We start from the raw sequence: 12,148 nt of genomic DNA, 5'->3' as shown, positions 1-12,148 counted from the left end.
CGCAACGCGTACGCCATCGGCAGGAGGCGACCAGGGCGCCGTACCCCCCGAGACCCGGTCACGGCCCCGACAGGACGCGGATTTCCCCCTGCTCAGCCGCCGGATCCCGGCGTAGCCTGAGCGGGTGCAGCCATCACCGTGGCCGACGACCGTGTGGGACGGCCACCTCCTCCACCTGCACCGCTCGGAGCAGGACCGTCGTGCGGCCGTCGTGGCCTGGGCCTCGCGTGGCCTCTCGCTCGGAGAGCGCGTCGTCTACATCGCGCCGCTGCCCGACCGGGCACAGGACCTGCTGTGTGCCCTGCTGGAGCGGGAAGGCACCGACGCTGCGGCCGCCCTGCACCACGGGCAGCTGCAGGTGATCGGGCCGGCCCCGCAGCTGTACTCCCCGTCCGGTCAGGTCGGCCTCGTCGACCAGGCCCTTCGGGACGGCTTCACCGCGGTCCGGGTCAGCGCCGAGGAGGACGGCACCGCTGCCGTCGTGACGGAGCAGGAGCATGCAGAGCTCGAGCGGTCCATGGCTCGGCTGTGCCGCTCCCACCGGGTCTCGGCCCTGTGCCAGTACCACCACGACCTCACCCCGATGATGCTCCACGCCGTCTGCGGCATGCACTCCGGCGTGATGGCCGGCGAGCTGCGCATCCACTCCGACGGGGTCGGCGTGCACCTCTGCGGTGAGGTCGACGTGTCCACGCAGGCCGTGCTGCGCTCGGCCCTGCAGGCCGTCCTGAGCCGCGACCTTGGCGAGCTCACCGTGGAGCTGGGCCAGCTGCGCTTCGTCGACGTAGCGGCCGCCCGGGCCCTGTTCGCAGCCACCCGCGAGTACCGCCGCGGCGGTGGACGGTTGCGGCTCAACGCGATCCAGCCGAAGGTCCGCCGGGTCCTCGACCTGCTCGGCCTTGCGCTGGCACCCGGAGTCGTCCTGGAGGGGACATGACCACCACCAGCGTGATCGACAACGCCTCCTACACCCACGACGTCCTCGTCCACGACGACGATGAGGCGCTGGTGGCCGAGACACGGGCCTTCGTGGAGCTGGGGCTGGCCGCCAGCGGCCAGGTCCTGGTGCACAGCTCGCACGAGCAGGTCGACCTGCTGCGCGACGCCCTCGGCGCCGAGGAGGGCCTGACCTACGGCTACGACGAGGAGCTCTACCAGGCGCCGATGTCGACGCTCTTCGCCTACCAGCGTTCGGTCGCGCAGTTCACCGGTCCGGGTGGTCTCTGGGTGACCGGGACCGTGCCCATCCCCGCGGACCGCAAGGGCCAGGCGGCGTGGGCGCGCTACGAGTCGCTGGTCAACGAGGTGCTCGGCAGCTACGCCTTCCATGCCCTGTGCACCTACGACACCCGCACGCTGCCCCCGCACGTGATCGCCGGGGCGCGGGCGACCCACCCCCACACCGGCGCGGCCGGCGCACGGTGGCAGGCACCGGAGTACCAGCCGCCCGCGGCGTTCCTGGACGACCCGTTGGCCGGCACCCCCTCGGCCCCGACCGGCCCGCCCAGCCTGACCACGACGGTGGCCGCCCTGCGCGACCTGCACCACGCCAGGAGCCTGCTGGCGCTGGCGGTGGTCGAGGCCGACCTGGCCCCGGAGACCGGCAGCGACCTGGTGTCCGCGGCGAACGAGGTGCTGGTCAACGCCCTGAGCCACGGCGCCCCTCCGGTGCGGCTGGACGTCTGGCTCGCCCCGGGTGAGCTCACCGCCCTCGTGACGGACGAGGGGCCGGGGGTGCCGGACCGTCTGGCCGGCTTCCGCCATCCCGCTGCCGACGGCCCGTCGGGGCTCTGGGTCGCGCGGCAGCTGTGCGCGGACCTCGTCCTGAGCAACCGGGACGGCCGCGGCTGCGCCGTCCTCCTCACGACCGCCTGAGCCCGGTCGCCCGCTCCCGGCCACACCCCGCTGCGGTATGCCGGGTCGCGGCCCGTCCGGGACGGTCCTGGGCACGGCGTCGGGGACGGGTCCTTGCGGACCCGTCCCCGACGCCGGCAGGCGCGTGGTCAGTCACCGACGGGCGCGCCGCGCAGGGGCACGACCCGCGTGTGCGGGTGCGTGGCCGCGGTGAGCCCGCTGGCGGTCCGGGCCGGGTGCGTCGCCTCCGGGGTCGGGGCCTGCCGCCCCGTGACGCCCTTGCGGGCCTCGACGCGGTCGGCGGTGTCGGCGGGCGCGCCGGCGGTGGTGTGGCCGGTGGTGGTGTGCACTGCGTGGACGCGGCCGGGGTGGGAGTGGGGGCCGGTCACCGTCGCGACGGACGGGGTGACGGTCGGGGTGACGGTGGCAGCCGAGGTGGCACTGCCGACGGCGACGGCGGCGGCGCCGAGGACTCCGGCCAGGGCGATGCCCAGGAGGGCCGGGCGGTGGCGGGTGATGAGGGACATGGTGGGGGTTTCCTTTCCTGACGGTGACCCGGGTGGTCACCTGGTGAGGTCGAGGGGCCGTCGGCGCCGGGGCTCAGCAGGCCCTGGTGCCGGACGGGGTTGCGGGGGTGTCGAGCGCGGCGAGCGCCTCCAGGGCACGTGCCGGGTGGTCGGTGATCACGGCGTCCACGCCGAGGTGGGCGAGCTGGCGCAGCTCGCTGCGCCGGTTGGCGGTCCAGGCGGTGACGCCGACGCCGAGCCGGTGGGCCGGTCCGAGCGCACCGGGGGCGTCGAGGACGGCGGCCACCTCCGGGTGGATCTCGTCGTGCCCGTCGTCGACGGCGCGCCTGAGCAGGGCGGTCAGCGGGGTGGCGGCGCGACCGAGCAGGGCGGTCCGGGCACCACGGGTGGACACCACCGGGCGCAGGCCGCACAGCAGCTCGGCGTCGAAGGAGGAGACGGTGACGCCCGCGGGCCGGTGGGCCAGGGCCCGGCCGAGCTCGCGGCCGAGCCGCCCGGCGTAGCCGGGGACGTCGACGGCCTTGGCCTCCACGACCACCGACCGACCGTGCAGCGCCACCACGGCGAGCACCTCGGCAAGCGTCGCCGCGTGGTGGCCGCCGCCGAGATCCAGCGAGCGCACCTGCGCCGCCGTGGCCACGGCGATCTCGACCTCACGGCCGTCCCGCCCGAGCAGGACCGGGTCGTGGCTGCAGACCAGGGCACCGTCGGCGGTCAGCCGGACGTCGACCTCGACGCCGTCGGCGCCGAGCTGGAGCGCCGCGGCCACGGCCGCAACGGTGTTGTCCGGACGGCTGGCACCGGAGAGGCCACGGTGGGCCAGGACGCGGGCGACGGTCCCGGCACGCGGGGCCACCTGCGGGCCGGGGGCGACGGCGGCGAGGACTCGGGCGCCTGCGGTGGCGGTGATCGGTGACATCGGAGCGTTCCTTCCCGGTCCGTGGGTGGCCTTGTTTCCTGACCTCGACGGTGCCGGGCGGCAGCGGTGGCAGGTAGGCACCGCAGGTGTTGGCGAACCCTCGCAAGGTGTGGGCCGCCCACCCCCTTGGTGGGGACACGGCACCGGCCACGCGGCCGGCGGCGCAGGCCCGTCCGCCCCACCGGCCGACCCCCCGAACGGGCGGTCCCGGGGTCGTAGACTGGACGGCGAGGACGCTTGGGAGTGGCCCATGGACGATCCACCTGCTGACCGGGGTCGCGCTCCCGTGCCCCGTGCGGGCCGCCCCGCCGCCGCCCCTCCCCCTGCTGCCGCAGGCCCTCCCACCGCACCGGCCGGCACCCCGCCTGCCGCCTCTCCCGCTCCCCCTCCTGCCTCGTCCCCCAGCCGGCCTCGAGGCGGGGTCGGCTGGACCGACGGGCCGTTCCTCAGCTACACCGACGGCGGCGGCGAGCGGCAGTACGTCGCCCTCTCCCCCGGCACCCCGATCACGCTGGGCCGCAGCGCCGGGTGCGACGTCCAGCTCGACTGGGACGAGGCGGTCTCCCGGGTGCACGCCCAGCTCGAGCCGGTTGGCCGGGACTGGACCCTCGTCGACGACGGCCTCTCCCGCAACGGGACCTACCTCAACGGCGAGCGCCTGGCCGGGCGCCGGCGGCTGCGCGACGGCGACACCTTCGTCCTCGGCGGCACGTCGTTCACCTACCGCGGCCACCGCGGGGCGTCACAGGAGACGAAGGTCGCCACCGGCATGGTCACGGTGGGGTCCCTGTCACCCACGCAGCGGCAGGTCCTCACGGCCCTGTGCCGCCCGTACCGCGACTCCTCCGGCTTCGCCACGCCCGCCGCCAACCAGCAGATCGCCGCCGAGCTCTACCTGAGCGTCGACGCGGTCAAGACCCACCTGCGCACGCTGTTCCAGAAGTTCCACATCGAGGACCTCCCCCAGAACCAGAAGCGCGCCAAGCTCGTCGAGCGGGCCTTCTCCCTGGGGCTGGTCTCCCGGCGCGAGCTGTAGCGGGCGCGCGGTGGTGGGCACCCGGCATACCGGACAGGCCGCGATCGAGGACCACGGCATCATCGGCGACCTGCACACCGCGGCCCTGGTCTCCACCGACGGCGACATCGACTGGCTGTGCCTGCCGCGCTTCGACTCCCCGTCGGTGTTCGCGGCCCTGCTCGACGGCGAGCGCGGCGGGCGGTTCACCGTGCGGGCGGTGGGCGCGACGCGGACCAAGCAGATGTACCTGCCGGACTCCAACGTGCTGCTGACCCGGTTCCTCGGCGAGCACGCGGTGCTGGAGGTCGTGGACTTCATGGTCCCCCACGAGCACGGCTCGCACGACCACCGCGGCGCCCACCAGCTGGTGCGCAAGATCCGCGCCGTGCGCGGCCGGGTGCAGGTCGACATCCGCTGCGAGCCGGCCTTCGACTACGGCCGCGCCCGCGGCGAGGTCGACGTCGTCGAGGGGTCCGGGGCGTTCTTCTCCTCCCCCGCCGGCCGGCTCGTGCTGCGCTCCACCGTGCCGCTGCACGCCGACGGTGCCGCCGCCGTGGCCACCCCGGTCCTCCAGGAGGGCGACACGATCGCCCTGGCGCTGTCCCGCCAGGGCTCCCCTCACCCGCTGGACCTGATCGAGGTCGAGGAGCTGCTCGAGGCCACGGTCTCCTTCTGGCAGAGCTGGATCCGCCGCTCGCGCTACCGCGGGCGCTACCGCGAGATGGTCGAGCGCTCGGCGCTGACGCTCAAGCTGCTGGTGCACCAGCCGACCGGGGCGCTGGTCGCGGCCGCCACCACCTCCCTGCCCGAGGCGATCGGCGGCACCCGCAACTGGGACTACCGCTACACCTGGGTGCGCGACGCGGCCTTCACCGTCTATGCGTTGATGAGCCTGGGCTTCACCCAGGAGGCGGGCGCGTTCACGACGTGGCTGGAGGCCCGCTGCCTCGAGGCGCCGCCGGGGGCGAGCCTGCAGGTGCTGTATGCCATCGACGGCGACCCCTCACCGGCGGAGGAGGCCCTGGACCACCTCGCCGGCTACCGCGGGTCACGCCCGGTCCGGATCGGCAACGGGGCGGCGCACCAGCGCCAGCTCGACATCCACGGCGAGCTGATGGACTCGGTCTACCTGTTCAACAAGCACGGCCAGCCCATCTCGTACAGCCTGTGGGTGGCGCTGTGCCGCCAGCTGGACTGGCTGGAGCAGCACTGGGAGGAGCCGGACTGCGGGGTCTGGGAGGTGCGCGGGCCGATGCAGCGGTTCACCTACTCCACGCTGATGACCTGGGTGGCCTTCGAGCGGGCCGGGCGGATCGCCCGGCACCGGGGGCTGCCGGCGCCGCTGACCGCCTGGCGCGAGGCCGCCGACCGGGCCTACCTCCAGGTGCAGGAGCAGGCGTGGAACCGCGAGCGCCGGGCCTACGTGCAGTACCCGGGCAGCTCGACGCTGGACGCCGGCGCCCTGGTGATGCCCCTGGTGAAGTTCACCGGCCCCCGCGACCCCCGGTTCCTCGCCACCCTGGACCGCATCGAGGAGGAGCTGGTCACCGACAGCCTTGTGCAGCGCTACCGCACCGACGGCAGCGACGGGTTCGTCGAGGGCGAGGGGACATTCAACCTCTGCTCGTTCTGGTACGTCGAGGCGCTCACCCGCGCCGGCCGGCTGGACCAGGCCCGCCAGGTCTTCGAGAAGATGCTCACCTATGCCAACCACCTCGGGCTGTACGCCGAGGAGATCGGCCCCTCCGGCGAGGCGCTGGGCAACTTCCCGCAGGCGTTCACGCACCTGGCGCTGATCAGCGCCGCCGTCAACCTCGACCGGGCGCTGACCCCGGGACCGGCATGAGCACCCGCGCCGGTCGGGCCCTCGGGTCCGCCGCGCGGGTGGTGGTCCAGCCCGGGCCGGGCGTCGTGCACCGCGGGCCGGACGTGCTGCTGGTGCTGCCGGTCATCGGCCCGGACCAGGTGGGGGCCGCCCGCGAGCTGCTGGCCACCTGCGACGTGGCCGACGACCCGACCGGCCGGCGTCGGGCCCGGCGGGTGGCCGCGCTGGTCGCCTCCACGGACGAGCCGGACGCCGTCCCCGACTTCGCCCTCGTGCTCGACGTCGACGCCGGGCCGGTGCTGCTGTTGTACGGGGACGTGGACGCGCTGGTGCGCGGTCGCGCCGAGGAGCGGGTCGACGGCCGCGCCTCGCTGGCCTGGGTGGAGCACCGTGTGGACCCCGACTTCACCGAGCTGCGCCTCGGTGGTCCCGGGGCGGGGGTCGGTGCCGAGGGAGGGGCGGACGGTCATGGGACGGACGGTGGTGGGGCTGCGGACCCCTCGGCCGGACTGCCGCTCGACCTCACGCTCGGCACGGTCCCCGGCAGCGGGGTGACGGTGCTGCGCACCCTCGCGGCCACCGATGCCGCGCCGCCCGTGGAGCAGGTACCGGCACCGCCGGCTGCCCGGGCCGAGCCCGCCCCGGCGCGCGGACGCGTGCGCGAACCCGAACGGCCCGCGGAGCCGGAGGAGCCCGCGGTCGCGGAGCCCATCGCCGAGGAGCCCAGCGCTGACGAGCCCGTGGCCAAGGAGTCTCGGGCCAAGGAGTCCCCGGCCGAGGAGCCCGTCACCGGCCCGGTGACCGAGCCGGTCCCCCAGCCCGTTCCCGAGCCGAGCCCCGAAGCACTCGCCGAGGCGATTCCCGAAGCGACCGCCGAGCCGGTCGCAGAGCCTGTTGCGGAGGGCGCCACGCGGCGGGACCCCTCCGTGGCGGCGCAGTTCACCGTCATGCGCCCGGTCACGCGCTTCCGCAACGTGCCCCTCAGCGGCGTCGCCGCGCCGGTCAGGGCGCCGTTGCCGCTGGCCGGCGAGACGCCCGACCGCACCGAGGCACCCACCGTCGACCGGCAGGTGGTCGTCGAGGGCCTGCCCTGCCCCGCCGGCCACCTCAACGACCCCCGGTCCGCCACCTGCGTGCTGTGCGGCAGGCCGATCGACAGGGAGTCCCCGCCGGTGCGCGCGGCCCGGCCGCCGCTCGGGGTCCTGGTCACCGACGAGGGGTCGGTGTTCCTGCTGACCTCCGACGTCGTCATCGGCCGCGAGCCCGGGCGTGCCGAGGACGTCATCGCCGGCCGGGCCCAGCAGCTGCCGCTGCGCGACGAGGCGCACAGCGTCTCGCGGGTGCACGCGCACGTCCGGCTCCACGGCTGGGAGGTCACCGTTGCCGACAGCGGCTCCTCCAACGGGACGTTCCTCAGCAGCCACGGTGCCGCCGGCCCGTGGGTCCCGGTCGAGGAGCCCACCGTCCTGTCCCCGGGCGACCGGATCCGGCTGGGCAAGCGTCACCTCATGTTCGACCGCCACCCCGCCGCTGTCGGCCGTCCCGCCGGACCAGCCGCTGCGCCCGCACCCGACCCGGAACCTGCCCCCGGGGCCGGGTCCTGAGGGAGGCCGCCGTGGACGGGATCGCCGACTTCGCCTTCCTGCGGGAGATCGGCCGCGGACCGCAGGGGCGGGTCTACCTCGCCCGCCCGCCGGAGCGGCTCGACCGCGGCGAGGACCAGGTCGCGGTGAAGGTGCTGGAGAACAACGCCTCCGAGGCCACCTTCGACGCCGTCACGCACGAGCTCCAGTGCTTCGCCGCCGTCGACGGGGACGAGCTGGTCCCCCTGCTCGAGGCGGGCCTGGCCGGGACGCGCCTGTACTACGTCCTGGGCTACCAGCCGATGGGGTCCCTGGCCCGGCCGACCCGCCCCCTGTCGAGGGAGGCGCGGCTGCACGCCGTGGCCCGGGCGGCCCGGGCCGCCCATCGGCTGCACGAGGCCGGCATCGTGCACCGGGCGATCAAGCCGAGCAACATCCTCCTGGCCGACACCGGTGCCCTGCTGGCCGAGCCCGGGGTGTCCCACCTCGTCGAGCCCGGGATCACCACCACAGGACCCCACCCGCTCGGGGGCTCCACCGCGCTGGAGCTGGCCGACCCCGCGGTGGTCCGCGGCGCACCCCCGGGGCGGGCCAGCGACATCTGGGCGCTGGGGGTCACGCTGCACCTGGCCCTCACCGGCACCGGCCTCTACCCCTCGTTGATGTCGGCGGACCCCATGGTCGCGGTGCGGATGTACCTGCGCAGCGACCCCGAGCCGGACCCTGACCTGGCCCCGGCCGAGCGGGCGGTGGTGCTGCAGGCGCTGCGGGCCGACCCGGCAGCGCGCTACCGCACCGCCGCGGAGCTCGCCGACGCGGTGGAGGAGGTCGCCGCGACGGCGACCGGGCACGCGCACTGACGCCCGCGGCATACCGGCCGTCCCGGGAGGCACCAGCCGGACCGCACGTGCCCCGAGGGGCCCTCGCACGGAGGCCACCGGACGGCACACCCGTATGCCGCCCCCCACCTTGGGTGGGTGCGACCCACCCCTGGCGGGGCGCGGGAGCAGCCCTGGGGTCGCTACCCGCCCGTCCCGCCCGCGCCGAGAGTGGTGCTCAGGCACGACACAGGGTCGGGCCGGAGCGGAGCAGCAGATGTCACAGCACGACAGGTCCCACGGCCAGGGCCACCGGTCCAGCTCGCAGGCCATGCGCACCATCTCGGCCTCGACGGTGTCGGCCCCGACGCGGGTGTGCTTCATCGTGGAGGGCAAGTACGAGAACGACGTCATGCCCGGCGCGGTCGCCGACGTCCTGACCTCCTGGGGTCACGAGGTCGACATCCTGCGCCCGCTCGGCACGCCGACCGACGTCGACGACCTGGACCCGTTCAGCGGCCCGCGCTACGACGCCTACGTCCTCAAGACCGTCTCCGGCGGGCCGGGCCTGAGCATCCTCGAGGCCGCCGCGGCCACGGGAGCCGCCACGGTCAACGACCACCGCGCCATCCGCCTGGCCCGCGACAAGGCGGTCGCCGCCAGCCGGGTCCGCGCCGCCGGACTGCCCTTCCCCCGCACCTGGTTCGCCGCCCGCACCGCGCTGCTGCAGGGGCTGCCGCGCGAGGCCTACCCGCTGGTGGTCAAGCCCAACAACGGCAGCTCCTGCGAGCAGGTGCTGCGGGTCGACCGCCCCGAGGACCTCGAGGCTCTCGACATCGACGACAGCGGCTACCTGCTGGCCCAGCCGTACCTGCCCAACCCGGGCTACGACATCAAGCTCTACAACACCGGCGACGAGGTCTTCGCCGCGGTCAAGCACTCCCCGCTGCACCCGGGCGCCCCCGTCGTGGAGGAGCTCATCCCCACGACGCCGGAGCTGCGGGCCCTGGCGCTGGCCGTCGGCCGCGCGTTCGGCCTCGACATCTACGGCATCGACGTGATCGAGACGCCGCAGGGCTGGATGGTCCTGGACGTCAACGACTTCCCGAGCTTCGGCAAGGTCCCCCACGCCGCCGAGCGCCTCGCTCGCACCGTGCTCCGCCTGGCCCGCCAGTCGGTGGCCCAGCGCCTCACCTCTGACACCCGCACCCTTGAGATCCTGCCCTTCCTGGAGGCGTCCGCATGAACATCACCCTGATCGCCGAGCCGTCGTCCAACCCCGTGCTGGACACCGCCCTGGACCTGCTGCGCGAGCGCCACGCCGTCAGCGTGCAGGACCCGAAGTCCTTGTCCCCGTGGGGGTTCCGCCCGGCGGCGTCCAGGCGTAGGGATGGGGACATGCTCCTGCTGAAGTCCCGCACCGAGGCCGCCCGGGCCTACGCCCACCACGCCGAGCAGGCCGGGGCGGTCGTGGTCAACACCCCGACCGCCACGGACACCGCCCTGGACCGTCAGCGCTCCGCTGCGCTGCTCGCGGCCGCCGGGGTGCCGACCCCCCGGACGCTGGCGTTCGCGTCCCTGACCGAGCTGGCCCGCGAGGCGTACCGCCCCGGCGCCGCGCCGCTGCCCTGGCCGCTCGTCGTCAAGAGCCGCACCAGCCGTCGCGGCGACCTGGTCCGCCTCGTCCTCGCCCGGCACGAGCTGGCCGAGCTGCTGCCGGAGTGGGGACGGGAGCCGGTCATCGCCCAGGAGTTCCTGCCCAACGACGGCTTCGACCTCAAGTTCTGGGTCGTCGGCGACCACCTGTCGGTGGCCCGTCGTCCGGCCGCCCTGGAGGTCCGGCGCAAGGACGTCGACGTCGAGCTCGACCCCGCCTCGCTGGCCCCGGGCCTGGTGGACATCGCCCGCCGCGCCGGGCACGCGATCGGCCTGGACCTGTTCGGCGCCGACATCGTGCTCAGCAACGGTCGCCCCTACGTCATCGACGTCAACGCCTTCCCGGGCTTCCGCGGCGCCGGGGACGCGGCGACGCACCTGGCCGGCTTCGTCGAGCGGGTCTGGCTGGAGCGCGGGGTGCGGTCATGACCACCACCTGGCTCACCCCGCAGGGCGTCACCTCGACCCTGGCGCAGGTGCTCGACGCGCGCGACGACCACCAGGCGGCGCTGAACCTGACCTACCTGCGCCGCAAGCCCGGCCGCGGCCTCGTTGCGGTCTACGGCCAGCCCTCGGACCCAGAGCACCTGTTCACCCTCACCGTCGAGGAGTCGGCGCTGACCGAGCACCCGGACGACCCCGCGCCCCAGCCGTCGGCCTGGCAGGGGCAGTGGCCCGGGCTGCTGGAGGTGAGCGGGCGCGGCCTGACGCTGCAGTCCTTCCCGCACGACCTCACCCTGCCGGCGCTGGCCGCCGCGATGGCCCCCATGCAGACGCCCGTCCTGCGCGAAGCCCTCCTCGATGCCGTCCGCGACAGCCTGCCGGGTGGCCCGACGTGGCGGCTGGCGGACGTCGACGCCATGGCGCTGCGCTACAAGCCGGGCGACCGCTGCGTCGTGCGCTACCGGCTGCACCTCGTCTCCGCGGACGGCGACGAGGGCGCAACCGGTGAGTCCGGCGGCCAGTCCAGCGCCGAGTCCAGCGGCGGGGCCATCCCCGAGGCCACCACCGAGACCGGCCCCGAGACGGCGGCCACCGAGCCACAGCACCTGACCCGCACCGTCGTCGGCAAGGTCTACCGCGAGGTGGACCAGGCGCGGGCCGCCGCCGAGCTGCTCGACCGCCTGGCGGCGACGCGTCAGAGCCCGCGGTGGAGCCCCGCCTCGCGTGGCGTCGTCGAGCCGTTGCCGATCGCGCTCAGCGAGGACCTGGGCAGCAGCACCGACATCCCGCCGACGCTCCCGGGCACGGCCGTCATCCGCCCCGTCGACCCGCAGGCGCTCCAGGCCGTCGAGGCCGCTGCCCGGGCGCTGGTCGACCTGCACACCGGTGGCACGTCCACGGTCGAGACCGCCACCCGGACCGGGGCCGACGAGGCCGCCCGGGCGGCCAAGCGCGCCGCCGTCCTCACGGCATACGTGCCCTCCCTGGCCGGCACCGTGGCGGTGGTCGCGGACGACCTGGCCGCCCACCTGCGGGCGGCGAGCCCCGACGCGCTCGTGCCCTCCCACGGCAGCTACAAGCCGAGCCAGCTGCTCTTCCGCGACGGCGCGGTCGCGCTCGTCGACTTCGACCAGTTCTGCCTGGCCGACCCGGCGCTGGACGTCGGCTACTTCCTGGCCTACCTGCGCCCGCCCGGCCTCTGGTACCACCGCGCCGGCACCCGGCAGTGGTTCGAGGAGGCGGCCGCCGTCTTCACCCGCGCGTATGACGAGGCCCTCGCCGCCCGCGGGTGGACCGCCGCGGGCCGGGCCGCCGTGCTCTCCCGGGCCCACGTCTACGAGGCGGCCCTGCTGCTCAAGATCGCTGCCCGCCGCCCCAACCGCCTGCACAGCCCCCGCACCGGGGAGGTCGCGGCCGTGCTGGAGGAGGTTCGGGCCTGCCTGGTCGCCGCGAAGGCGGCGCCCGCCCCCTGACGACCGGAGCGCCGTATGCCGTGGCACTGCGT

Annotated in this window: 11 protein-coding genes; 9 read left to right on the top strand and 2 right to left on the bottom strand. The window is 75.2% G+C overall.

Features of this window, described 5'->3' with window-relative positions:
- Positions 1-124 precede the first annotated feature (124 nt).
- Both AC3ANM_RS00970 and AC3ANM_RS00965 read left to right on the top strand, forming a co-directional pair.
- Positions 125-937 (top strand): MEDS domain-containing protein, encoded by an 813-nt coding sequence (locus AC3ANM_RS00970; protein ID WP_488286274.1) that lies wholly within the window; start codon positions 125-127, stop codon positions 935-937.
- Positions 934-1,875 carry an MEDS domain-containing protein gene (locus AC3ANM_RS00965; protein ID WP_488286273.1) on the top strand — a complete coding sequence of 314 codons (942 nt, stop codon included), beginning with the start codon at positions 934-936 and terminating at the stop codon, positions 1,873-1,875. The genes AC3ANM_RS00970 and AC3ANM_RS00965 overlap by 4 nt, the downstream gene beginning before the upstream one ends.
- A 128-nt stretch (positions 1,876-2,003) precedes the next feature.
- Here the strand turns inward: AC3ANM_RS00965 and AC3ANM_RS00960 are convergent, their stop codons facing one another.
- A complete protein-coding gene (locus tag AC3ANM_RS00960; protein WP_488286272.1) occupies positions 2,004-2,381 on the bottom strand; it encodes a hypothetical protein in 378 nt (125 codons plus the stop codon).
- Between the two features lie 73 nt (positions 2,382-2,454).
- A complete protein-coding gene (locus tag AC3ANM_RS00955; RefSeq protein WP_488286271.1) occupies positions 2,455-3,300 on the bottom strand; it encodes a glycerophosphodiester phosphodiesterase in 846 nt (281 codons plus the stop codon).
- 286 nt (positions 3,301-3,586) lie between these two features.
- On the opposite strand from AC3ANM_RS00955, the gene AC3ANM_RS00950 reads away from it, so the two are divergent.
- From AC3ANM_RS00950 to AC3ANM_RS00920, 7 genes are all read left to right on the top strand, one after another.
- Positions 3,587-4,336: an FHA domain-containing protein gene (locus tag AC3ANM_RS00950; protein ID WP_488286270.1), complete on the top strand. Its 750-nt coding sequence runs from the start codon at positions 3,587-3,589 to the stop codon at positions 4,334-4,336.
- A 10-nt stretch (positions 4,337-4,346) separates the two neighbouring features.
- The gene (locus AC3ANM_RS00945) at positions 4,347-6,164 is read left to right on the top strand and encodes a glycoside hydrolase family 15 protein (protein ID WP_488286269.1); all 1,818 of its coding nucleotides are present in this window, start codon (positions 4,347-4,349) and stop codon (positions 6,162-6,164) included.
- The gene (locus tag AC3ANM_RS00940; RefSeq protein ID WP_488286268.1) at positions 6,161-7,747 is read left to right on the top strand and encodes an FHA domain-containing protein; all 1,587 of its coding nucleotides are present in this window, start codon (positions 6,161-6,163) and stop codon (positions 7,745-7,747) included. Before AC3ANM_RS00945 ends, AC3ANM_RS00940 begins: the two co-directional genes overlap by 4 nt.
- An 11-nt stretch (positions 7,748-7,758) precedes the next feature.
- Positions 7,759-8,586, top strand: a complete 828-nt coding sequence (locus tag AC3ANM_RS00935; RefSeq protein WP_488286267.1) for a protein kinase domain-containing protein — start codon at positions 7,759-7,761, stop codon at positions 8,584-8,586.
- 235 nt (positions 8,587-8,821) lie between these two features.
- Complete coding sequence (locus AC3ANM_RS00930; RefSeq protein ID WP_488286266.1) at positions 8,822-9,790, top strand: ATP-grasp domain-containing protein; 969 nt, start codon at positions 8,822-8,824, stop codon at positions 9,788-9,790.
- On the top strand, positions 9,787-10,629 hold the full coding sequence (locus AC3ANM_RS00925; RefSeq protein ID WP_488286265.1) for an ATP-grasp domain-containing protein: 843 nt from the start codon (positions 9,787-9,789) through the stop codon (positions 10,627-10,629). Before AC3ANM_RS00930 ends, AC3ANM_RS00925 begins: the two co-directional genes overlap by 4 nt.
- Entirely contained in the window at positions 10,626-12,116 is a 1,491-nt protein-coding gene (locus AC3ANM_RS00920) for an aminoglycoside phosphotransferase family protein (protein ID WP_488286264.1), read from the top strand. Before AC3ANM_RS00925 ends, AC3ANM_RS00920 begins: the two co-directional genes overlap by 4 nt.
- Positions 12,117-12,148: the final 32 nt, after the last annotated feature.

The organism is Oryzihumus sp. JJN4-3R (assembly GCF_057747915.1).
The sequence above is the reverse complement of the archived record's forward strand: the minus strand, read 5'-3'. Positions and strand labels throughout refer to the sequence as shown.

What these genes read in the sequence shown, in the direction of transcription:
- AC3ANM_RS00965 (WP_488286273.1), top strand. Translation starts at nt 934, where the DNA reads ATGACCACCACCAGCGTGATCGACAACGCCTCCTACACCCACGACGTC.
- AC3ANM_RS00960 (WP_488286272.1), bottom strand. Translation starts at nt 2,381, where the DNA reads ATGTCCCTCATCACCCGCCACCGCCCGGCCCTCCTGGGCATCGCCCTG.
- AC3ANM_RS00955 (WP_488286271.1), bottom strand. Translation starts at nt 3,300, where the DNA reads ATGTCACCGATCACCGCCACCGCAGGCGCCCGAGTCCTCGCCGCCGTC.
- AC3ANM_RS00940 (WP_488286268.1), top strand. Translation starts at nt 6,161, where the DNA reads ATGAGCACCCGCGCCGGTCGGGCCCTCGGGTCCGCCGCGCGGGTGGTG.
- AC3ANM_RS00930 (WP_488286266.1), top strand. Translation starts at nt 8,822, where the DNA reads ATGTCACAGCACGACAGGTCCCACGGCCAGGGCCACCGGTCCAGCTCG.
- AC3ANM_RS00925 (WP_488286265.1), top strand. Translation starts at nt 9,787, where the DNA reads ATGAACATCACCCTGATCGCCGAGCCGTCGTCCAACCCCGTGCTGGAC.
- AC3ANM_RS00920 (WP_488286264.1), top strand. Translation starts at nt 10,626, where the DNA reads ATGACCACCACCTGGCTCACCCCGCAGGGCGTCACCTCGACCCTGGCG.